Source organism: Acidovorax sp. BoFeN1, from assembly GCF_003345135.1.
GTDB lineage: Bacteria > Pseudomonadota > Gammaproteobacteria > Burkholderiales > Burkholderiaceae_C > Acidovorax > Acidovorax defluvii.
Window position 1 is genome coordinate 34460 of record NZ_QOZT01000016.1, and the last position, 22131, is coordinate 56590.

Below are 22131 nucleotides of genomic sequence, written 5' to 3' on the forward strand. Positions count from 1 at the left end.
TCAAGAAAAAGGCGGCCCTTCCTTTTTACACTGCGCCCATGCGCACCAAGTCCCCGCTGACCTTCAAGCTGCTGGCCATGGGCGCGGGGTTCCTGCTGGTAGCCCTGGCGTCCATCGGGTTGACGTTGTGGGTGGCCTGGCAGCTCGAAGGGGGGGCTGCGGCCGTCAATGAGGCCGGGCGCCTGCGCATGAACATGTTGCGCATGGTGCTGGTGCAGCAGACTGAATCGCCTGACGATATGCGACGGCATGCGCGGCAGTTTGACGCCAGCCTGGAGTTGCTGCGAACGGGTGATCCGTCGCGTCCCCTGTCTGTGCCCTGGGGGGAGGAAACGCTGGCGCGCTTTGAGGAAATCCGTACCACCTGGGGAACAATGCGCGGGGAACTGGCGATGGGCTTGCCGCCAGACCGGGCGCGGTCGCTGGCCCAGGCCGACAGCTTTGTGCAGCAAGTGGACGGTTTTGTCGAGGCCATAGAACGACAGATCGCCGGCTGGACGGCTGTGCTGCATGTCTTTCAACTATTCATGATGGCGGTGGCAATTGCTGCCGCGGTGACCTTCATGGCGGTAAGTTATCAGCTGGTGCTCAACCCGGTGTCGCAACTGCAGCAGGCGCTGGCACGTCTGCACCAGGGCGATTGGGGGGCACGGCTGCCGGTGGAGACCGACGACGAATTCGGCCAGCTCTCGGCGGGCTTCAACCAGATGGCCCATGCCTTGAAGGCCTCGCACGAGGACCTGGAGCAAAAGGTGCGCGAGAAAACGGCCAGCATTGCCGTGCAGAACCAGCGCCTGGCGGCGCTTTACGAGGTCAGCGCGCTGGCCTCCACGGCAACCGGGCTGGAGGCGCTGGCGCAGGGCTTTGTGCAGCAGATCCGCAGGGTGGCGGGTGCCGATGCGGCCGCGGTGCGCTGGTCGGACGAGGCCAATGAACGCTACGTGCTCCTGGCCGGCGACGGCATGCCGCGCATCATGACCGAGCAGGAGCATTGCCTGCACACGGGCGCCTGCATGTGCGGCCAGCCGCAAAGCCATGCACGCACCCGCGTCATTCCCATCATGGCGGCCACCATGATCGCGTTTCCGCACTGCCGCGACGCTGGCTTTCAGACCATGGTGGCTGTGCCGGTGCAGATGCAGCAGCGGTTGCTTGGCGAGGTCAACCTGTTCTTTCGCTCTTCGGTGGAGCTGACGGACGAGGTGCGCGATCTTCTCGAAGCCATGACGCGCCATCTGGCCAGCGCCATGGAGGGTTTGCGCGCCAACGCCCTGGAGCGCGAGGCCGCCGTCTCGGAAGAGCGCAGCCTGCTGGCGCGCGAGCTGCATGACTCGATTGCGCAGTCGCTGGCTTTCCTGAAGATCCAGACGCAGCTGCTGCGCGACGCTGTGGCCAAGGGCGACATCGTGGCGCGCGACCGCAGCATGGGCGAGCTCGATGTGGGCGTGCGGGAGTGCTATTCGGATGTGCGCGAACTGCTTGTGCACTTTCGCACGCGCACCAGCGAAGAAGACATCGAGGCGGCCCTGCGTGCCACCTTGTCCAAGTTCGAGCACCAGACCGGGATCGCCGCCACCCTCACCATGGCGGGCCACGGCCTGCCGCTGGCACCCGACGTGCAGATCCAGGTCCTGCACATGGTGCAGGAGGCCTTGTCGAACGTGCGCAAGCATTCGGGTGCGACCCGGGTGGAGTTGCGCGTTTATCGGCATCCCCGCTGGCGCTTCGAGGTGCAGGACAATGGCATCGGTTTTGATGTGGGGGCGGTGCCGCCCGACTCTGTGCACGTAGGCCTGGGCATCATGCGCGAGCGTGCACACCGCATCGGTGCGATGGTGCAAGTCGAGTCGGCACCGGGTGTGGGCGTGCGCGTGTGCATCGAGCTTCCCACCATGTCCGCCGCGCAGGAACCCCGAGAAATGCCTGCGCCTGCCATTGCCCATTGAGTCGATTGAGCCCATTGATGCCTATGCCTGCTTTGCCGCCTGTGACGTTGCTTGTCGTGGATGATCACAACCTGTTTCGCCGTGGCCTGGTGGCCTTGCTGGGGCAGGACCCCGGCCTGAAGGTGGTGGGCGAGGCGGGCGATGCCGCGCAGGCGATGCGTCTGGCACCCGCACTGCGCCCGGATGTGATCCTGCTCGACAACCATTTGCCCGGTGTGACGGGGGTGGACGCCATTCGGGGTTTGCGTGAGGTGTCACCATCCTCGCGTGTGCTCATGCTGACCGTGAGCGAAGACGCGCAGGATCTGTCAATGGCGCTGCGCAATGGCGCACAGGGCTATCTGCTCAAGACCATCGACGGGGATTTGCTGGCGCAGGCCATTCGCCGCGCTGCTGCCGGAGAACCCGTGGTCAGCCCCGAGTTGATGGGCAAGCTGGTGGCCGCCTTCCAGTCGCAGGGGGGGCCGGAGGTGGACGCCCTGGAGTCGCCTGTGCCAGGCAAGGTGCATCCGGAGGCCCCCGATACGGTAGAGCAGCGCACGCCGCTGTCGCCGCGCGAGGAAGACGTGCTGCGCGAGATTGCCCGGGGCTCCAGCAACAAGGAGATCGCGCGGGCACTGGACATTGCCGAGACCACGGTGAAGATCCATGTGCAGCACATCCTGCGCAAGCTGGGCCTGAGCTCGCGCGTGCAGGCCGCCGTGTACGCCTCGGATCGCCAGCGGTAGGCCGCACCCTCTGTTTTCTACTCCCTCGTAGTTCTTTCGAACTATGGTGCTGCAATCCCCTCGTCCTTTTTACCCTGCTGACACATCCTGAAGAGGGATAGGCAAAACCCTGCCTTCGCGGGACGATGCATGCCATACAGGAACAATAGGGAATGTCCATGGCAAACGCATCGCTTTCGGCGGGCGAAAGTCCGCAACGCACCCGGCAGGCTTGGTCTGTGCTTTTGGTAAGCACCTTGGCCTTCACCGTCTGCTTCATGGTGTGGATGATGTTCGGGGTGATCGGCATCCCGATCAAGAAGATGCTCAACCTGAGCTCCACGCAATTCGGCCTGCTCACGGCCATGCCGGTGCTCACCGGCTCGCTGGTGCGCGTGCCACTGGGCATCTGGACCGATAAATTTGGCGGCCGGATCGTCATGACCGCGCTGATGGCGCTCACCGTGCCGGCGATCTGGTTCATGAGCTATGCCACCGAGTATTGGCACTTCCTCACGATTGGCCTGTTTGTCGGGCTGGCGGGTGGTTCGTTCTCGGTGGGCACGCCTTATGTGGCGCGCTGGTTCCCCAAGAACCGGCAGGGCATGGCGATGGGGGTGTACGGCGCGGGCAATTCGGGCGCTGCCGTGAACAAATTCGTGGCGCCGGTTCTATTGGTGGCTTTTGGCTGGGCCATGGTGCCGCAGGTGTACGCCGCCATCATGCTGGGTACCCTGGTGCTGTTCTGGCTGTTCAGCTACAGCGACCCGGCCCATCTGGTGCCCAGTAACGTCAAGTTCACCGACCAGCTCAAGGCGCTCAAGGACCCCAAGGTCATCAAGTACTGCCAGTACTACAGCATTGTGTTTGGTGGTTACGTGGCCCTGTCGCTGTGGATGGTGCAGTACTACGTGGGCGAATATGGCCTGGATATCCGTGTGGCAGCGCTGCTGGCGGCCTGCTTCTCGTTGCCCGGCGGTGTGCTGCGCGCCATTGGCGGCGTGCTCAGTGACAAGTATGGCGCCCACAGCGTCACCTGGTGGGTGATGTGGGTGAGCTGGATCTGCCTGTTCCTGCTGAGCTATCCGCAGACCGATTTCACCATCCTCACGGTCAATGGCCCCACCACGTTTCACATCGGTTTGAACGTCTATGCCTTCACCGCGCTGATGGGTGTGCTGGGCGTGGCTTTTGCCTTCGGCAAGGCCAGTGTCTTCAAGTACATCAGCGATGACTATCCGAAAAACATTGGCGCCATCAGCGGCATCGTGGGCTTGGCGGGTGGTCTTGGTGGCTTCGTGCTGCCCATCATGTTTGGCGCCCTGATGGACTTCACTGGCGTTCGTTCCAGCGCCTTCATGCTGATGTATGGCGTGGTCTGGGTATCGCTGATCTGGATGTACTTCACCGAAGTGCGCCGCACCGATGTGATGGACCCGGCAAGTGCTTCGGCGCAGCAAGCCGTCCGCTAAATTTTTAAGGTATCACCATGTCTGCCAACCAACACAGCAGCGGCCGCCAGGGGCGTCTGCTCACCATCTGGGCCCCCGAGGACAAATCGTTCTGGGAGCGGGAGGGCGAAGCCGTCGCCAAGCTCAACCTTTGGATCTCGGTGCCTGCGCTGTTCCTGGCCTTCGCCATCTGGCAAGTCTGGAGCGTGGTTGCCGTGAGCCTGCCGGGCCTGGGCTTCAAGTATTCGACCAACCAGCTCTTCTGGCTGGCCGCAGCGCCTGCGCTCTCGGGCGCCACGCTGCGCATCTTCTACTCGTTCATGGTGCCGCTGGTTGGCGGCCGCCGCTGGACAGCCATCTCCACCGCCTCGCTGCTGATCCCGGCCATCGGCATTGGCTTTGCGGTACAGGACAACACCACGGCCTACCCCACCATGCTCATCCTGGCGCTGCTGTGCGGCCTGGGCGGCGGCAATTTCAGCTCCAGCATGGCCAACATCAGCTTCTTCTTTCCGAAAGAACGCAAGGGCTCGGCCTTGGGGGTGAATGCGGGCCTGGGCAACCTGGGCGTGTCGGTGGTGCAGTTTTTGAGCCCGCTGGTGGTCACGGCAGGCATCTTCGGCATTTTTGGTGGCGATGCGCAGACGATCGTGAAGAACGGCCAGACCGTGCAGGTGTGGACACAGAACGCCGCCTTCATCTGGGTGCCATGGATCGCGCTGGCTTCGCTGGCCGCATGGTTTGGCATGAACGACATTGCCGACGCCAAGGCGTCGTTTGCCACGCAGGCCGCCATTTTCCGGCGCAAGCACAACTGGCTGATGTGCGTGCTGTACCTCGGCACGTTCGGCTCGTTCATTGGCTATGCCGCCGGGTTCCCCTTGTTGATCAAGAGCCAGTTCCCCAGCATCAATCCGCTGGCCTATGCCTGGCTGGGGCCGCTGGTCGGTGCTGTGGTGCGGCCTTTTGGCGGCTGGCTGGCAGACAAGCTGGGTGGCGCGCGCGTCACGCTGTGGAACTTCATCGTCATGGCGCTGGCCGTGGTGGGTGTCACGTTCTTCCTGCCCTCGGCGGGAAATGAAGGTCAGTTTGCAGGCTTCTTTGTGTGCTTCCTGGTGCTGTTCCTGACCACGGGGATCGGCAACGGCTCCACCTTCCGCATGATTCCGGTGATTTTTCTGGCCGAAGCGATGCAGGGCGTGGACCGCAACAATGCCGCCGCCGTTGCCCAGGCCAACAAGGAGGGCAACACCCTGGGTGCCGCCACCCTGGGGTTCACGGCCGCCATGGCCGCCTACGGTGGCTTCTTCATCCCCAAGAGCTACGGCAGCTCCATTGCGCTGACGGGTGGTCCCGAAGCAGCGTTGTGGGCCTTCGTTGCCTTCTATGTCATCTGCATTGTGATCACCTGGTGGTACTACGCCCGCAAGCATGCCGAGATGCCTTGCTGACCGCCCACCGAACCGATAGAAAAAGGAGCCCCCGATGAGCCATTTCCTCGATCGTCTTACGTACTTTTCGCAACCGCGCGAGACCTTTGCGCAGGGCCACGGCCAAACCAACGGTGAAGACCGCACCTGGGAAGACGCCTACCGCGACCGCTGGGCGCACGACAAGATCGTGCGCAGCACCCACGGCGTGAACTGCACGGGTTCGTGCTCGTGGAAGATTTACGTCAAGGGCGGTATCGTCACCTGGGAAACCCAGCAGACCGACTACCCCCGCACCCGCCCCGATCCTCCCAACCACGAACCCCGTGGCTGCGCGCGCGGCGCCAGCTACAGCTGGTACCTGTACAGCGCCAACCGTGTGAAGTACCCCATGGTGCGCGGCCGCCTGCTCAAGCACTGGCGCGCCGCCCTCCTGCTGGCCAAGAGCCCGGTGGATGCCTGGGCGAACATCGTTGAAAACGAATCGGCCAAACGCGAGTGGCAAAAGCAGCGCGGCCTGGGTGGCTTTGTGCGCAGCACCTGGGATGAGGTCAACCAGATGATCGCGGCGGCCAACGTCTACACGATCAAGAAGCATGGCCCTGACCGCATCATCGGTTTCTCGCCCATTCCGGCGATGAGCATGATCAGCTACGCCGCCGGCAGCCGCTACCTCAGCCTGATTGGCGGCGTCTGCATGAGCTTTTACGACTGGTATTGCGATCTGCCCCCGTCCAGCCCGCAAGTCTGGGGTGAGCAGACCGACGTGCCCGAATCGGCCGACTGGTACAACAGCAGCTTCATCATTGCCTGGGGCTCCAACGTGCCCCAGACACGCACGCCCGATGCGCACTTCTTGACCGAAGTGCGCTACAAGGGCACGAAGGTCGTGTCCATCACGCCCGATTACTCTGAAGTGGCCAAGCTCGGTGATCTGTGGATGCACCCCAAGCAGGGCACCGATGCTGCCGTGGCTATGGCCATGGGTCATGTGATCCTGAAGGAGTTCTACTTCAAGGACGGCGGTAAGGGCCGCAGCACCTACTTTGACGACTACGCACGCCGCTACACCGACCTGCCGCTCTTGGTGGTGCTGAAGGAAAAGACGCTGCCCGATGGTCGCACGGTGATGGTGCCCGACCGCTATGTGCGCGCCAGCGACTTTCCCGGCCAGCTCGACCAGTCCAACAACCCCGACTGGAAGACCGTGGGCTACGACGAACTGGGCCAGGTCACGCTGCCCAATGGCTCCATCGGTTTCCGCTGGGGCGCTGATGGCCGCGCCGACGAGGGCCTGTGGAACCTGGAGAACAAGGAAGCGCGCACCGGCAACACTGTCAAGCTCAAGCTCTCGGTGATCGAAGATGGCGAGCAGGCCTACGACGTGGCTGACGTGGCCTTCCCGTACTTTGGCGGTGTGCAGACGCCTAACTTCACGGCCAACGAGCAAGGTGGCGATGTGATGGTGCGCCGCGTGCCGGTGAGTCACCTGGAACTGGCCGGACACGAAGCCCAGGGCCGCGTGATGGTGGCCACCGTGTTCGACCTGCTGGCTGGCAATTACGGCATCGACCGCGGCCTGCCTGGTGAAGAAGCCGGCGGCAGCTACGACGCTGACCGCCCTTACACCCCCGCATGGCAAGAATCCATCACCGGTGTGCCGCGCGAGCAGATCATTGCCGTGGCGCGGCAGTTTGCCGACAACGCCGACAAGACGCATGGCAAGTCCATGGTGATCATCGGTGCGGCCATGAACCACTGGTACCACTGCGACATGAACTACCGCGGCATCATGAACATGCTGATGCTGTGCGGTTGTATTGGCCAAAGCGGCGGCGGCTGGGCGCACTATGTGGGCCAGGAAAAACTGCGCCCCCAGACGGGCTGGACGGCGCTGGCCTTTGCGCTCGACTGGATTCGCCCACCGCGCCAGATGAATAGCACCAGCTTCTTCTATGCCCACACCGACCAGTGGCGCTACGAAAAGCTGGGCATGGAAGAGATCCTCTCGCCCCTGGCGGACAAGAAGTCCTACAGCGGCTCGATGATTGATTACAACGTGCGCGCCGAGCGCATGGGCTGGCTGCCTTCGGCGCCCCAGCTCAAAACCAGCCCGCTGCAGGTGGCCAAGGACGCTGCGGCTAAGGGCATGGACGCCAAGGACTATGTGGTGCAGTCGCTCAAGGACGGCAGCCTGCAAATGAGCTGCGAGGACCCGGACCATCCCGACAACTGGCCGCGCAACATGTTCGTGTGGCGCTCCAACATCCTGGGCTCCTCGGGCAAGGGGCATGAGTATTTCCTCAAGCACCTGCTGGGAACCACGCACGGCGTGCAGGGCAAGGACCTGGGCCGCGACGAAGCCAAGCCCGAAGAAGTGCAGTGGCATGCCAATGCGCCCGAAGGCAAGCTGGACCTGCTGGTCACGCTCGACTTCCGCATGAGCACGACCTGCCTTTACTCCGACATCGTGCTGCCCACGGCCACCTGGTATGAGAAGAACGACCTCAACACCAGCGACATGCACCCCTTCATTCACCCGCTGTCCACCGCAGTGGACCCTGCCTGGCAGGCCAAGAGTGACTGGGAGATCTACAAGGGTTTTGCCAAGGCGGTGAGCGAAGTGAGTGTGGGCCACCTGGGCGTCGAAAAAGATGTGGTGCTCACCCCCATCATGCACGACACGGCCGGCGAAATGGCCCAGCCCTATGGCGTGCGCGACTGGAAGAAGGGCGACTGCGAGCTCATCCCCGGCAAGACGGCACCGCAGGTCACGGTGGTCGAGCGCGACTACCCCAACCTGTACAAACGCTTCACAGCCCTGGGCCCATTGATGGACAAGGCCGGCAACGGTGGCAAGGGCATTGGCTGGAACACGCAAACCGAAGTCGGCCAGCTTGGCGACCTGAACGGCCGTGTGAAGGAAGAGGGCGTGACGCAGGGCATGCCCCGCATCGTGAGCGATATTGACGCCACCGAAGTGGTGCTGATGCTGGCTCCCGAAACCAACGGCCATGTGGCCTGCAAGGCCTGGGAGGCCCTGGGCAAGCAGACCGGGCGCGACCACGTGCACCTGGCGCTGCACCGCGAGGACGAGAAGATCCGCTTCCGCGACATCCAGGCGCAGCCGCGCAAGATCATCAGTTCGCCCACCTGGTCGGGCCTGGAGAGCGAGAAGGTCAGCTACAACGCGGGCTACACCAATGTGCACGAGTACATCCCATGGCGCACCCTCACCGGTCGTCAGCAGTTCTATCAGGACCACCCCTGGATGCGTGACTTCGGCGAAGGTTTTGTCAGCTATCGCCCACCGGTGCATTTGAAGACGCTGCACGAAGTTGAAGGCAAGAAGCCCAACGGCAACCGCGAGATCGCGCTCAACTTCATCACGCCGCACCAGAAGTGGGGCATCCACAGCACGTACAGCGACAACCTGATGATGCTCACGCTCAATCGGGGCGGTTCGGTGGTGTGGCTGAGCGAAGACGACGCGGCCAGCGCTGGCATTGTGGATAACGACTGGGTCGAACTGTTCAACGCCAACGGCGCCATTGCAGCCCGTGCGGTGGTGAGCCAGCGTGTGAACCCCGGCATGGTGATGATGTACCACTCGCAAGAGAAGATCATCAACACCCCCGGCTCCGAGATCACCGGCACCCGTGGCGGTATCCACAACTCGGTCACGCGCATTGTGCTCAAGCCCACCCACATGATTGGCGGCTACGCGCAATACAGCTACGGCTTCAACTACTACGGAACCATTGGCACCAACCGCGATGAGTTTGTGCTGGTGCGCAAGATGGACCGCGTGGACTGGCTGGACGACGAAGTGTCTGACACCGGCGCACACGCCTGAGCCCCGCAAGGAGAAAAACGATGAAAATTCGCGCACAAATCGGCATGGTGCTGAACCTGGACAAGTGCATTGGTTGCCACACCTGTTCGGTCACCTGCAAAAACGTCTGGACCAGCCGCCCCGGGGTGGAGTACGCCTGGTTCAACAACGTTGAAACGAAGCCCGGCATTGGCTATCCCAAGGAATGGGAAAACCAGGACAAGTGGAACGGCGGCTGGGTACGCAACCCCGACGGCTCCATCGCCCCCCGCCAGGGCGGCAAGTGGAAGCTGCTCATGCGCATCTTCGCCAACCCCAACCTGCCGCAGATCGACGACTATTACGAGCCCTTCACGTTCGACTACGACCACCTTCAGTCGGCGCCTGAGAGCAAGGCTGCGCCCACGGCCCGTCCGCGCAGCCTGATCACCGGCAAGCGCATGGAGAAGATCGAATGGGGCCCGAACTGGGAAGAAATCCTGGGCGGCGAGTTCAGTAAGCGCAGCAAGGACAAGAACTTCGACGATGTGCAAAAGGACATCTACGGCCAGTTCGAAAACACCTTCATGATGTACCTGCCGCGCCTGTGCGAGCACTGTCTGAACCCGGCGTGCGTGGCATCGTGCCCCAGCGGCTCGATCTACAAGCGCGAGGAAGACGGCATCGTGCTGATCGACCAGGACAAGTGCCGTGGCTGGCGCATGTGCGTCTCAGGCTGCCCCTACAAGAAGATTTACTACAACTGGCAATCGGGCAAGGCCGAGAAGTGCATCTTCTGCTACCCGCGCATCGAAGCGGGCCAGCCGACCGTGTGCTCGGAAACCTGCGTGGGCCGTATCCGGTATCTCGGCGTGCTGCTGTACGACGCAGACCGCATCCAGGAAGCCGCCAGCGTGGAGCGCGACCGCGACCTGTACCAGGCGCAGCTCGACATCTTCCTGAACCCGAACGACCCTGACGTCATCAAGCAGGCGCGCATCGACGGCATCCCGGACAGCTGGATGGAAGCCGCCCGCAACAGCCCCGTCTACAAGATGGCCGTGGACTGGAAGGTGGCTCTGCCGCTGCACCCAGAGTACCGCACGCTGCCCATGGTCTGGTATGTGCCGCCGCTCTCGCCCATCACGGCCGCCGCCAACGCGGGCCATGTAGGGGTCAATGGCGACATCCCCGACGTGTCGCAACTGCGCATTCCGGTGCAGTACCTTGCCAACCTGCTGACCGCCGGTGACACCGGCCCTGTGGTGCGGGCACTGGAGCGCATGCTGGCCATGCGTACCTACCAGCGCGACAAGCATGTGGAGCAGCGCCAGAACCTGTCTGTGCTCAAGCAGGCAGGCCTGTCGCTGGCCGAGGTCGAGGAGATGTACCAGGTGATGGCCATCGCCAACTACGAAGACCGCTTCGTGATTCCGTCGGCCCACCGCGAGTACGCTGAGAACGCGTTTGACATCCGGGGCGGCTGCGGTTTCTCGTTCGGCAACGGCTGCTCGGATGGCGCGACGGAAGTCAGCATGTTTGGTGGCAAGAAGCCGCGCACCATCCCCATCAAAGCGACGGTCTGAGCGCAGGCAAAGGAATCACCATGTTCAAGAAGAACCCGACCTCCGTGCGCCTGACCTTGCGCGCCCTGGGCTACCTGCTGAGCTACCCCGATGCGCAGCTGCGCAGCGTGATGCCGCAACTCATCGATGCCTTGCAGGCGGAGCAGGCGCTGAGCACCGAGCGCATGGCCGAGCTCGAAGCCGTGTGCCAGCACCTTGCGGCGCTGGACCCGCTGGAGGTCGAAGCCCGCTACGTGGACAACTTCGACCGGGGCCGCCAGACCTCGCTGCACCTGTTCGAGCATGTGCACGGGGACTCGCGCGACCGGGGACCGGCGCTCATCGACCTGATGCAGACCTACGAAAAGGCGGGCCTGCAATTCGAAGCCGATGAACTGCCCGACCACCTGCCTGTGGTGCTGGAGTTTGCCTCCACCCAGCCCCCCGAAGTGGCCAGGGAATTCCTGGGCGAGATGGCCCACATCCTCAACGCACTGTTCAGCGCACTCGTGGCGCGCAACAGCCCCTACGCCAGCATCATTGCCGCCGTGCTCGAAGTCTCGGGCCAGCGCGTGCAGTCCGTGGCGCTCACCCCAGAGCCCCCCATGGACGAAGTTTGGGCAGAGCCCGAAGCGTTTGGTGGTTGCAGCACCCAGGGCCAGGCCAAGCCTGACCAGCCGCAACCTGTGCATTTTGTTCGTACCCCCCGCGCCGAGCGGGCAGCAGAAGGAGTCTCCGTATGACCGCCTGGCTTGATACCCTGTTGTTTGGCATCTATCCCTATATTTGCCTGGCTGTGTTCTTCATTGGCAGCTGGGCGCGGTTCGACCGCGACCAGTACACCTGGAAGTCAGATTCCTCACAGCTGCTGCGCACCGGCAGCCTGCGCTGGGGCAGCAATCTGTTCCACGTCGGCGTGCTCGTGCTGTTCTTTGGCCACTTCGTGGGCATGCTCACCCCGCACGCCCTGTACGAGCCCTTCATGAGCGCCGGTGCCAAGCAGCTCATGGCCATGATCGTGGGCGGCATTGCCGGCGTCCTGGGCTTCATCGGCGTGTCGATTTTGCTGCACCGCCGCCTGTCGGACGCGCGCATCCGCGCCACCTCCAAGACCAGTGACATTGCGCTGCTGTGGATTCTGTGGGTGCAGCTGGCCCTGGGCCTGGGCACCATTCCGTTGTCGGCCCAGCACCTGGACGGCTCCATGATGATGCTGCTGGCGGAATGGGCGCAGCGCATCGTCACCTTCCGCACGGGCGCCGTCGAGCTGCTGGCCAACGCCGGCTGGGTGTTCAAGGCGCACATGGCCCTGGGCATGACGGTGTTTCTGATCTTCCCGTTCACCCGCCTGGTGCATGTGTGGAGCGGTTTTGGCACGCTGGCCTATGTGCTGCGCCCCTATCAGCTGGTGCGTGCGCGCCGCATGAATTTGCCGCAAGGCCACATGCAGCCCAATGACCAGCGCCGCGCCTGATGTCCACACTGTCAAGGAGCACAACATGAGCCATGGATGTGGATCGGGAGGCTGCGGCTGCGCCTCCACCGGAAACGAAAAGGAAACGGGCGCAAGCACGCTCACCGCCGAACAGGCCGTGGCGTACGAAGCCCTGGCAACGGCCATGGAGGCGGCACCCGTGGCCCAGTCTTCACAGGCGCCGGCAGGCGTGGCGCAGGTGATGCCCTTGGCCGCCATCAACGGCATTGCCTTGCATGAAGTGGGGCAGCTGCTGGATGAGGAAACGCTGCGCCAGCGTGCGTGCACAGAGCTGTTGCGCCAGGCGGCCCAGCAAGCGGGCCTGCTGTCGTCAGATGACATGCCGGGTACCGACGGTGCCACCAGCGCTGCGGCTTCCGCCGCCATCGAGCAATTGCTGGAGCGGGAGCTGCCCATTCCAGAGCCTTCCGAAGAGGCGTGCCGTCGCTACCATGAGGCCCATCCTGCCGCGCACGCCCATGGCGAGCGTGCACAGCTGCGCCATGTGCTTTTTGCCGTGACGCCCGGAGTGGATGTGAAACAGCTGCGCCTGCGCGCAGAGGCAATGCTGATTGACCTGCGTTGTGCAGACGACGGCGGTGTGCGCTTTGCAGAGGCTGCCAAACAATGGTCCAACTGCCCCAGCGGGCAGCAAGGTGGCGACCTGGGCTGGCTGACCCGGGCCGACTGCGCGCCCGAGTTCGCCCGGGAAGTGTTCGGTAGTGCCGAAATTGGTGTGCTCGCACGGCTGGTGCATAGCCGTTTCGGCCTGCATGTGGTCGAAGTGGTGGCCCGCGAGGCGGGGCAGCAGCCTTCGTTTGAAGAGGTGCGGCAGGCGATTGGTCTTACCTTGCGCCAGCAGGCCTGGGTCAACGCCCTGCGGCAATACCTTCAGTTGCTGGCGGGCGCCGCCGTGGTGGAGGGCGTGGTGCTGGATGCGGCGGATTCGCCGCTGGTTCAGTAGTTTTCAAGGGTATGGGCGAATGTCATGCCGGATGAGTTGCTCGATCGCCTGCGTCGGTTCCATGACGATGCTTTCCCCCAATACCGCCAGCAGTTCCAGGACTTGGTGGACGAGGGGCAGCATCCCACCACGCTTTTCATCGGCTGCTCTGACTCCCGACTGGTTCCTTACCTGCTGACCGGGGCAGGGCCCGGCGAGCTGTTTCTTGTGCGCAATGTGGGGGCGTTCATTCCGCCTTACGACGGATCGCATGGCCACCACGGCACCACGGCGGCGATTGAATTCGCGGTGCTCAACCTGAAAGTTCAGCGCATCATCGTGTGTGGCCACAGTCATTGTGGGGCTATCAAGGCGATGTATGGTGAAGTGTCGCCTGAGGCGCCCAACCTGGAACGCTGGCTCGATCTGGGCCGCGAGGCCCTGCTGCCGGTGCAACCCGGACCGGAAGCGTTGCGTCGCACCGAGCAAAGGGCCGTTATTTTGCAGCTGGAGCGGCTGATGGAATATCCTATGGTCCGTAGCCGAGTGCAGGCAGGTCATATCAGCCTGCACGGCTGGCACTACGTGATCGAGGAGGGGGAAGTGCATGTGTTTGACGTCAAGACGGGGGGCTTTGTGCCCGCGTCGCTGGCTGACAACAGTGGTACGGGGCCGTACCACCCCTATGTGGAACATGACGGGCAGGTTCTTTTGGACGAGCTTTGATTCCTTCTTGACGGATCGCAGGCCACCTGAAGGCGAATATCCAATCATCCGAAACCATGAAGCGCGAACCCAATCCCCCCATGAATTCCACCTCTTCGTTGCAGCCCATCAGCCTGGATGTGCTGCGTGAAAAATACCTCAAAACCGGCGAAACCAGCGCCGAAGACCTCTACCGACGCGTGGCCCGCGCCCTGGCCTCGGTAGAAGCGCCCGACCTGCGCGAAAAGTACGAAACGCTGTTCCTGGAGAACCTGCATGCGGGTGCCATCGGCGCGGGGCGCATCATGAGCGCGGCCGGTACCGACATCCAGGCCACGCTCATCAACTGTTTTGTGCAGCCCGTGGGCGATTGCATTCAGGGCGTGGACGATGAGGGCTTTCCCGGCATCTATGAAGCCCTGCGCGAGGCTGCCGAAACCATGCGCCGCGGCGGTGGCGTGGGCTACGATTTTTCGCGCATCCGGCCCAAGGGCGCCCAGGTCAAGGCCACGGCATCCGTGGCTTCGGGCCCGTGCAGCTACATGAACGTGTTTGACCAGTCGTGCTCCACCGTCGAAAGCGCGGGGGCGCGGCGCGGTGCGCAGATGGGTGTGTTGCGCATCGATCATCCCGATGTGCACGAGTTCATCACGGCCAAGCGCACACCCGGGCGCTGGAACAATTTCAATGTGTCGGTGGGGGTGTCGGATGCCTTCATCGAGGCTGTCCAGCAGGGCCAACCCTGGGAGCTGGTGCACCGTGCGCGTCCGGGCGCTGTGGCCATGGCGCAGGGCGCCTACCAGCGCGCCGATGGCATGTGGGTCTATTCCACCGTGCAGGCGCGGGCGCTGTGGGACACCATCATGAAGTCGGCCTACGATTTTGCCGAACCGGGCATCCTGTTTCTCGATCACATCAACGAGGACAACAACCTCAATTACTGCGAAGACATTGCCGCCACCAACCCCTGCGGCGAGCAACCCCTGCCGTCCTATGGTTGCTGCGACCTTGGCCCTGTCATCCTGACGCGGTTTGTGCGCCACCCGTTCGGATTTGACGGGTTGCCGGCATTTGACTTCGAGGCCTTCGAGAAAGTGGTGGCCCTGCAGGTCCGCGCGCTCGACAATGTGCTGGATGTGACTTTCTGGCCCCTGCCGCAGCAGCGCGACGAGGCCATGGCCAAGCGCCGCATTGGCGTGGGCTTTACCGGCATGGGCAACACGTTGGCCATGCTGTGCCTGCGCTACGACATGCAGGAAGGGCGCGCGATGGCGGCGCGCATTGCGCAATCCATGCGCGATGCGGCTTATCTCGCCTCGGTGGAGCTGGCCCGCGAAAAGGGTGCCTTCCCCAAGTTCGAGGCCGAGCCCTACCTGGCGGCCGGCACCTTTGCCAGCCGCCTGCCAGAGCCGATCAAGAAAGCCATTCGCAAGCACGGCATCCGCAACAGCCACCTGCTGTCGATTGCCCCCACGGGTACCGTGAGCCTGGCCTTTGCCGACAACGCCTCCAACGGTATCGAACCACCGTTTTCTTGGATGTACAAGCGCAAGAAGCGCGAGGCCGACGGCAGCACCAGCGAGTACGCGGTGGAAGACCATGCCTGGCGTCTTTACCGCGACCTGGGCGGCGACGTGGATGCGTTGCCCGACTATTTCATCTCGGCGCTGGCCATGCCTGCCGAAGGGCATATCGCCATGATGGAAGCAGTGCAGCCCTTTGTGGACACGGCCATCTCCAAGACCGTGAACATCCCGGCCGACTACCCCTACGATGACTTCAAGGACCTGTATCTGCAGGCCTGGCGCGCCCGACTCAAGGGGCTGGCCACCTACCGGCCCAATGCCATCCTGGGTTCGGTGCTCGAAACCCATGCGGCAGAGCCTGCACCGGTGGCTGCGCCTGCAACCCCGTCAGTGGATCCCATGCGCACGGTGATCGAGAGCCGGCCCAAGGGTGGGCTTTCCGCGGTGGCCGAGAAGGTGGAGTACTGGACGCAAGAGGGCCACAAGACGCTGTACCTCATTGTCTCGTTCCTCCCGGTGCCCACGGGCGTTGGCTCGGGAACGGTCGATCGCGCCATTGAGTTCTTCATGCCGGTGGGCCAAAGTGGCGAGTCGCAGCAGTGGATCACTGCCAGCATGCGTTTGCTGTCCCTGGCGGCGCGTGGCGGTTTTCTGGAGCGGGCACTTTCTGACATGCGCAAGGTGGCATGGGACCGCGGCCCCGTGCGCCTGGGTACGCACCAGAAGGATGACGGCACCCGCGTGCCCATGTGGCACGACTCCGAGGTGGCGGCCATGGCCTATGCCGTCCAGAACATCCTGGCGCGGCGCGTGACCGATCCGGTGCAGCAGGTGCTGCCCCTGGAGGAGCCGGCATCGCAGGTCAGTGGCATGCCGCCCGCCATGGCGGGCAAGAAGTGCACCGAATGCGGTGCGCACGCCGTCATCCGCAAGGATGGCTGCGACTACTGCACGCAGTGCGGCCACCTGGGGACCTGTGGGTGACAACCCGGCCCGTGATTCCGGTGCGGGTGGCGTCCGGTAAACCTTCCGCGCAGGCGCTGGCAAACATGGACAAGCGCTGGCGCGTGCGTTACCTGATGCTGGCGCCGCACCGCCTCGGTTTCTTTTTGGCCATGGTGGTGCTGGTGGCGTCGGGCCTGTGGTGGGCGCTGGTGCAACTCGACCGGTCCACCGGCTGGCTTGCCTTGCCCTCGGTGATATCACCCACGCTGGTGCATTCGGCGGTCATGGCGTTCGGCTTTATTCCGCTGTTCTTTTCGGGATTCCTTTTCACCGCCGGCCCCAAATGGCTGAGCGTGGAGGCCCCGCTGGCGCGGGACCTGCGCGTGCCGCTGTTCTCGCTGGCGGCGGGTTGGCTGCTGTGGCTGGCGGGCGCGCACCTGCACGCAGGTGTGGCATGGGCAGGGCTGGCACTGGCCTGTGCCGGGCTGGTCTGGATGACCGTGCAGTTCTGGGGGCGTATCCGGCACAGCCAGGCGGAGGATCAGCTCCATGCCCGAGTGATCGGCACCGCCTGTGTGGTGGGGTGTGTCAGCCTGGCAGGGCTGTTGCTCAGCCTGGTTTTCGAAGCGCATGCGACAGCGCGCGCGTGGATCTTCACGGGGCTCTGGGGCTTTGTGGTGGTGGTCTATGTCACCGTGGCGCACCGCATGATTCCGTTTTTTACCTCCAGTGCCATGCCCATGGTTCAGGCCTGGCGCCCGTTCTGGGTGCTGTGGCTGATGCTGGCGGCGGCGGCGCTGCAGGTGCTGGCTGCTTGGCTGGAGCTGGCTGGAGTGCCGTCCAGCGCGGCTGGCACGGCATGGTTGCTGGTGCACGGCACGCTGCAATTGATGGTGGGCGGCGTACTGGTCTGGCTGGCCTGGGTGTGGGGGCTGGTGCAAAGCCTGAAGAACAAGTTGCTGGCCATGTTGCACATCGGCTTTCTGTGGCTGGGTGTGGCGTTCCTGCTGGGTGGGGTGTCGCAGTGGTTGGTGGGCACGCTGGGCATGGGAGTGCTGGCACTGGGAGCGCTGCACGCGCTGACCATGGGCTGCCTCGCCTCGCTGATGCTGGCCATGGTCACGCGTGTGTCCTGCGGCCACAGCGGCCGCGCGCTGGTGGCCGACCGCATTGCCTGGTCGCTGTTCTGGTGCCTGCAGGCGGCTGCGCTGCTGCGCATCGCAGCGTCTGTTCCGGGCATCGCCGGGCTCTCTTTGCCGTGGTTGTTGCCCGTGGCGGCCGGCCTGTGGGCTGGCACCATGGGAGTCTGGGGGCTGCGGCTGGGGCGTTGGTACGGTTGCCTGCGTGCCGATGGGCGACCGGGCTGATGCATGGATCTGCCCATGGCTGACACGCCCGTTCCATTGAACAACGTGCCCGTTGCGGCGCACCCCGCTGTCTCGGACGACGGCGCAGTGGCCGCCATGGCCACGGCGCTGATGCAGTCACGCCAGACCATCCTGCCCAAGCGGCTGGGTGCCCCCGGCCCGGCGCCCGCCGAGTTGGCCAGCATCGTCAATGCCGCCGCCCATGCGCCCGACCATGGCCAATTGCTGCCCTGGCGCTTTGTGCTGGTACCTGATGCAGCGCGCCCCCTGTTGGCCGAGGTGTTTGCGCAGGCGCTGCTGGAGCGTGATCCCGGCGCCACGCCCGAGCAGTGCGGCCAGGCGCGCGAAAAAGCCTTCCGTGCGCCGGTGCTGATGCTGGTGGTGGTGGATGGCGAACGCGGCGACCCCGAGATTGACTTGGCCGAGCGGCTGCTTTCAGCGGGGTGCGCAGTGCAGAACATGCTGCTGATGGCCACCGCACAGGGCTATGGCTCGGCGCTGACCAGCGGCAAAGCCCTCAAGGCGGCCAGCCTGCGGGCGTTGTTTCGGCTGTCGGCTTGCGAGCAGGCCCTGTGCTTTATCAGCATTGGCACCGTGCTGTCGCGCAAGGCGGCGCGTGCGCGGCCCGTGCCAAGCGACTACGTCAGCACGCTGGACGCGGATCGGGGCGTGGTGCCTGGATTCTGACCCTTGCCAACTTCTTTCATTGCGAGATTTTTTCCATGGATATTTCCAGCTTCGACGATCTGCTGCAAGCCGCGCTCATGCAGCCCGAACCCCAGCGTCTTCTGTTTGTGTTTGCAGCGGTTGAATTGCCCGACGATGCCACCCCCGCCCAGCGCGCGCGCTTTGAAGCCGGGCAGGGCGGCGCCCTGGTGCCGCTGATGTGTGTGGACAAAACCCCACAGGAGTTGCCCTCGTTCAGTGCCCTGGTGGAAGAGGCCCGCCAGTTCACTGCCCCCGGCCACGACTGGGCCATGGTGTTCGCTGCAGCCCTGTCGGGCACGCTGAACCAGGCCCCCAGCAGCGCCGATGCCGAGGCGCCCCTGCAGCGCATGGTCGATGCCATCAAGGGCGGCGCGCATGGTGCCTACATTCCGTTTGACCGGCAGGGTCAGCCGGTCCGGTTCGGGTGAGCGCCGAGATGGGCACGACCTCCGCCTTGCCCGGTTTCAATGCCCCTTCGGTGGGGTTTGAGCAGCCCTTTGCCATGCTGGAGGCATGCCACGAGCGCGTGCAGCGCACGCTGGCCCTGCTGCAGCGGCTGCGCGCCCATGTGCTGGAGCACGGCGCAGATGTGCCCGCACAGCAGGCCGCGCGCGACGTGCTGCGCTACTTTGACATCGCGGCGCCCCTGCACCATGAAGACGAGGAGCTGCATGTGTTTCCGCTGCTCCTGGCGCAAGGCTCCCCTGACGTGGCTGCGCTGGTGCGGCGCCTGCAGGACGACCATGCCTGCATGGCCGCCGACTGGGCTGATGCACGCAAGGCGCTTCAGGCCCTGGTCGATGGCGATCTGAAGGGGTTCAGCGATGCCGATGGTGCAGCGTTTGACCAATTCACGGCCCGGTACGACCGGCACATCGCCGACGAGGAAACCGTGGCCTACCCTTCGGCACAAGCCCTGCTGGCAGCGCCTGCGCTGCAGGCCATGGGCAACGAAATGGCTGCCCGACGCAAGGCGCCACCGCCAGCGCGTCAAAGATTCAAAAAAGATAGCTGCTTGCGCTGACTGGGCAAGCGTTAGAGCACAATTTGACTCAAAATTGTTTCGCAAAAAGCGACGCCTGCCATACCCCAAGGGCATGGGCGCACCGGACGAGTGGGGGCGTGGTGGCCGGATACTGGCGGGCTCGTATGCTCAACCCCCTGCTTTTTGCCCGCGTGGCCATCACCTTGGCCCTGGCCTGGGCTGCCGCCACCGCCTGTGTGGCACTGCACACCCCGCTGCCCTGGATGATCGGCCCGCTGCTGGTCACCTCGCTGCTGTCCATCGGTGGCGCACCCACCGAAAGCTGGGCCCCGCTGCGCAATGCTGGCCAGTGGTCGATTGGCGCCTCGCTGGGACTTTATTTCACGCCGCAGGTGGTGGCGCTGGTGGCCAGCCTGTGGTGGGCCATCGCGCTGGGCATTGTGTGGGCGCTGGTGCTGGGCTGGCTGTTTGGTGTCTGGCTGTACCGGGTTCATGCGCCGCGCATGCATGGCGTGCCGGCGTCGATGATGCGGGCCACCAGCTATTTCTCGGGGGCCATTGGCGCGGCGTCTGAAATGACGCTGCTGGCCGAGCGCGAAAATGCCCGCACCGACCTCGTGGCCGCCAGCCACAGCCTGCGCCTGCTGATCGTCACGGTGACCATTCCCTTTGCGCTGCAGTGGAGCGGCCTGCATGGCCTCGATATCCTGCCGCCCACCGTGCGCGCAGTGAGCTGGCCGGGGCTGGCGCTGCTGGCCCTTCTTACTGGTGCAGGTGCGCTGGTCATGGACCGGCTGGGCCGCGCCAACCCCTGGTTCATGGGCGCGCTGGTGGTGTCGATGGGGCTGGCCATGGCGGGCGTCGCACTGTCGGCGGTGCCCCAGGGGCTGGTCAACGCGGCCCAACTGGTGATTGGCGTGAGCCTGGGCGTGCGATTTCGCGCCGACTTTTTGCGCACCGCACCGCGCTGGCTGGCCACGGTGGCCGGGGGCACGCTGGTGCTGATGGGCGTATGTGCGCTGTTTGCCTGGTTGCTGGCGCGGGCCACCGGGCTGCCCTGGGTCACGCTGCTGCTGGGCACTTCACCGGGGGGAATCACGGAAATGGCCATCACGGCCAAGGTGCTGCAACTGGGCGTGCCGGTGGTCACGGCGTTTCAGGTGTGCCGGCTGATTGCCGTGCTGGTGCTGGTGGAGCCCTTGTTCCGGCGCATTTACCCGCCGACGGCTTGAGTGGCGACGCAAGGCGACCGGCATCGGGCAGAAAAAAAGGGGCGATGCCCCTTTTTTTCGATCACACCTTCTCAGTGCACCACCACCGGGTTTTGCGCCAGACCGGCATAGCGGTCCAGTGCGTCTTCCACTTCTTCCTGGGTTGGGGTGTCGCGTTGCCAGGCCAGGATCTGCTGCTGGAACATTTCGGCCCAGGAACCGTCCAGGTACACCTCTTTGCCCGAGCGCTTGTCCACAATTTCGAAGCCGTGGCGGGCCAGCTGCGGTGCTGGCGGCGCGGTGTCATTGAGTGGCCCCCCTTTTTGCTCGACGGCATCGGGCAGCATGTGGACCACCACAAAAGAGTCAGAGTCGTAGAGCATTTGCATGGAGTTCCCCCAGTCGATATATGAATCAGATGACAGCGGGTGGGCAGAGTTCAAGTCCCACGGCTCACGGCACCTGATGCTTTGCAGTATTTCACGAAAAACGGACTGCGCCGGGTTCGTGGGGGCTTTTCGATGCAACGGCGTTCGCAAGCAGCGCGCACTGCAGCGCCCAGCGCGTGGATTTGCGTTCAACGGCCCATGTGCCGGTGATCAGGGCGGCCCGCTGCTGCGCAGGCGCAGATCGGCAAAGTCACCATTGGCCTGGGTGAGGCGGATGCGCGCGGGCATGTAGCCCAGATCGGGCGCCAGCCACAGCTCGGCCATCTGGTCGTAGTCGCGGCGCGGCAGGCGCAGCAGCTTCCAGGCCGGGGTGGGGCCGGCGGGCAGGTCCAGCGTTTCCTGCCCCTCGATCGAGAAAGTCCAGCGGTCGGCGCTGCGGGCGCTGACGGTGGTCAGGGTGACCTGGGTGCCGGGCACAAACCGCGCCGGGTCGGCCGCCAGCAGCGCACCGAGCTGGATGAATACGCTCAAGCGGTCCTGCACGCCGGGGCCCACGGCCGCCTGCGGGGTGTTGGCGCTGAAGGTAACGCGGCCCTGGGCGTGGTCAAAGTGGGCCGCCTGTTCACTGCGCGAACGATCTGCAAAGCGCTCGGGCTGCAGCCCTTGTGGCGTAACCTGGCCCACGCTGCTCTGGGAGCGGCTGCCCACCAGAAAGGCGCTGATCTCTTGCCGAGCTTCGTAACGGCTGCCGTCGTGCTTCCATAGCAGCTCGGCGCGCGCGTTGTAATTGAACTTTTTTGCTTGTCCGCTCACGTCAAACGCCAGGCGCACCGGCGCGGGCAGGCGCACGGCGGGCGCGGCCGTGCTGGCCATGCGGCCCGTGCCGCCACCGGGCGGGCTGATGTCCACGCCTGCGCCCGTGCCGCTGTCCTGGGCTGTGGCGGGGGCCGTGGCAGGAGCGGGGC

The 22131-nt window shown here is 64.3% G+C and carries 18 protein-coding genes; 16 read left to right on the forward strand and 2 right to left on the reverse strand.

From position 1 onward, the window contains the following. Positions 1-38: 38 nt before the first annotated feature. The 16 genes from DTW89_RS06235 (at position 39) to DTW89_RS06310 (ending at position 20798) form a co-directional block, all read left to right on the forward strand. A complete protein-coding gene (locus tag DTW89_RS06235) occupies positions 39-1946 on the forward strand; it encodes a type IV pili methyl-accepting chemotaxis transducer N-terminal domain-containing protein (protein WP_114655305.1) in 1908 nt (635 codons plus the stop codon). Between the two features lie 17 nt (positions 1947-1963). Next, complete coding sequence (locus tag DTW89_RS06240) at positions 1964-2674, forward strand: response regulator (protein WP_201740955.1); 711 nt, start codon at positions 1964-1966, stop codon at positions 2672-2674. Positions 2675-2832: 158 nt separating this feature from the next. Then, positions 2833-4125, forward strand: coding sequence for an MFS transporter (locus DTW89_RS06245; RefSeq protein ID WP_114655321.1), 1293 nt, complete (start codon positions 2833-2835; stop codon positions 4123-4125). A 17-nt stretch (positions 4126-4142) separates the two neighbouring features. After that, positions 4143-5555, forward strand: a complete 1413-nt coding sequence (locus tag DTW89_RS06250; RefSeq protein WP_114655307.1) for a NarK family nitrate/nitrite MFS transporter — start codon at positions 4143-4145, stop codon at positions 5553-5555. 34 nt (positions 5556-5589) lie between these two features. Further along, a complete protein-coding gene (locus DTW89_RS06255; RefSeq protein WP_114655308.1) occupies positions 5590-9390 on the forward strand; it encodes a nitrate reductase subunit alpha in 3801 nt (1266 codons plus the stop codon). Positions 9391-9410: 20 nt separating this feature from the next. Continuing rightward, the gene (narH, locus tag DTW89_RS06260) at positions 9411-10934 is read left to right on the forward strand and encodes a nitrate reductase subunit beta (RefSeq protein WP_114655309.1); all 1524 of its coding nucleotides are present in this window, start codon (positions 9411-9413) and stop codon (positions 10932-10934) included. 20 nt (positions 10935-10954) lie between these two features. Continuing rightward, positions 10955-11656, forward strand: coding sequence for a nitrate reductase molybdenum cofactor assembly chaperone (gene narJ / locus DTW89_RS06265; protein ID WP_114655310.1), 702 nt, complete (start codon positions 10955-10957; stop codon positions 11654-11656). After that, positions 11653-12387: a respiratory nitrate reductase subunit gamma gene (gene narI / locus DTW89_RS06270; protein ID WP_114655311.1), complete on the forward strand. Its 735-nt coding sequence runs from the start codon at positions 11653-11655 to the stop codon at positions 12385-12387. The genes narJ and narI overlap by 4 nt, the downstream gene beginning before the upstream one ends. A gap of 25 nt (positions 12388-12412) precedes the next feature. Beyond that, positions 12413-13351 (forward strand): peptidylprolyl isomerase, encoded by a 939-nt coding sequence (locus DTW89_RS06275; protein ID WP_024813171.1) that lies wholly within the window; start codon positions 12413-12415, stop codon positions 13349-13351. A 24-nt stretch (positions 13352-13375) separates the two neighbouring features. Further along, on the forward strand, positions 13376-14056 hold the full coding sequence (locus DTW89_RS06280) for a carbonic anhydrase (RefSeq protein ID WP_024813170.1): 681 nt from the start codon (positions 13376-13378) through the stop codon (positions 14054-14056). 56 nt (positions 14057-14112) lie between these two features. Then, positions 14113-16545, forward strand: a complete 2433-nt coding sequence (locus DTW89_RS06285) for an adenosylcobalamin-dependent ribonucleoside-diphosphate reductase (RefSeq protein ID WP_114655312.1) — start codon at positions 14113-14115, stop codon at positions 16543-16545. Then, positions 16542-17873 (forward strand): NnrS family protein, encoded by a 1332-nt coding sequence (locus DTW89_RS06290; protein ID WP_236637052.1) that lies wholly within the window; start codon positions 16542-16544, stop codon positions 17871-17873. Before DTW89_RS06285 ends, DTW89_RS06290 begins: the two co-directional genes overlap by 4 nt. A gap of 15 nt (positions 17874-17888) precedes the next feature. Beyond that, entirely contained in the window at positions 17889-18560 is a 672-nt protein-coding gene (locus DTW89_RS06295; protein ID WP_114655322.1) for a nitroreductase family protein, read from the forward strand. A 35-nt stretch (positions 18561-18595) separates the two neighbouring features. Then, positions 18596-19009, forward strand: a complete 414-nt coding sequence (locus DTW89_RS06300; protein ID WP_114655314.1) for a ribonucleotide reductase subunit alpha — start codon at positions 18596-18598, stop codon at positions 19007-19009. Between the two features lie 8 nt (positions 19010-19017). Beyond that, a complete protein-coding gene (locus DTW89_RS06305; RefSeq protein ID WP_114655323.1) occupies positions 19018-19605 on the forward strand; it encodes a hemerythrin domain-containing protein in 588 nt (195 codons plus the stop codon). 125 nt (positions 19606-19730) lie between these two features. After that, positions 19731-20798, forward strand: coding sequence for an AbrB family transcriptional regulator (locus DTW89_RS06310; RefSeq protein ID WP_114655315.1), 1068 nt, complete (start codon positions 19731-19733; stop codon positions 20796-20798). 71 nt (positions 20799-20869) lie between these two features. On the opposite strand, the gene DTW89_RS06315 is transcribed toward DTW89_RS06310, so the two are convergent. Together DTW89_RS06315 and DTW89_RS06320 are read right to left on the reverse strand one after the other, a co-directional pair. Further along, positions 20870-21166: a BTH_I0359 family protein gene (locus DTW89_RS06315; protein WP_024813163.1), complete on the reverse strand. Its 297-nt coding sequence runs from the start codon at positions 21164-21166 to the stop codon at positions 20870-20872. 210 nt (positions 21167-21376) lie between these two features. Further along, positions 21377-22131, reverse strand: a 755-nt coding sequence (locus tag DTW89_RS06320; RefSeq protein ID WP_147277633.1) for a DUF3108 domain-containing protein, incomplete at its 5' end; no start/stop codon positions are given.

Bases quoted from the DNA above. Each gene is read 5' to 3' on its own strand.
- DTW89_RS06235 (WP_114655305.1), top strand. From the start codon at position 39: ATGCGCACCAAGTCCCCGCTGACCTTCAAGCTGCTGGCCATGGGCGCG.
- DTW89_RS06285 (WP_114655312.1), top strand. From the start codon at position 14,113: ATGAAGCGCGAACCCAATCCCCCCATGAATTCCACCTCTTCGTTGCAG.
- DTW89_RS06275 (WP_024813171.1), top strand. From the start codon at position 12,413: ATGAGCCATGGATGTGGATCGGGAGGCTGCGGCTGCGCCTCCACCGGA.
- DTW89_RS06315 (WP_024813163.1), bottom strand. From the start codon at position 21,166: ATGCAAATGCTCTACGACTCTGACTCTTTTGTGGTGGTCCACATGCTG.
- narH (WP_114655309.1), top strand. From the start codon at position 9,411: ATGAAAATTCGCGCACAAATCGGCATGGTGCTGAACCTGGACAAGTGC.
- narJ (WP_114655310.1), top strand. From the start codon at position 10,955: ATGTTCAAGAAGAACCCGACCTCCGTGCGCCTGACCTTGCGCGCCCTG.
- narI (WP_114655311.1), top strand. From the start codon at position 11,653: ATGACCGCCTGGCTTGATACCCTGTTGTTTGGCATCTATCCCTATATT.
- DTW89_RS06280 (WP_024813170.1), top strand. From the start codon at position 13,376: ATGCCGGATGAGTTGCTCGATCGCCTGCGTCGGTTCCATGACGATGCT.
- DTW89_RS06305 (WP_114655323.1), top strand. From the start codon at position 19,018: ATGGGCACGACCTCCGCCTTGCCCGGTTTCAATGCCCCTTCGGTGGGG.
- DTW89_RS06245 (WP_114655321.1), top strand. From the start codon at position 2,833: ATGGCAAACGCATCGCTTTCGGCGGGCGAAAGTCCGCAACGCACCCGG.
- DTW89_RS06240 (WP_201740955.1), top strand. From the start codon at position 1,964: ATGCCTATGCCTGCTTTGCCGCCTGTGACGTTGCTTGTCGTGGATGAT.
- DTW89_RS06255 (WP_114655308.1), top strand. From the start codon at position 5,590: ATGAGCCATTTCCTCGATCGTCTTACGTACTTTTCGCAACCGCGCGAG.
- DTW89_RS06295 (WP_114655322.1), top strand. From the start codon at position 17,889: ATGGCTGACACGCCCGTTCCATTGAACAACGTGCCCGTTGCGGCGCAC.
- DTW89_RS06250 (WP_114655307.1), top strand. From the start codon at position 4,143: ATGTCTGCCAACCAACACAGCAGCGGCCGCCAGGGGCGTCTGCTCACC.
- DTW89_RS06310 (WP_114655315.1), top strand. From the start codon at position 19,731: ATGCTCAACCCCCTGCTTTTTGCCCGCGTGGCCATCACCTTGGCCCTG.
- DTW89_RS06300 (WP_114655314.1), top strand. From the start codon at position 18,596: ATGGATATTTCCAGCTTCGACGATCTGCTGCAAGCCGCGCTCATGCAG.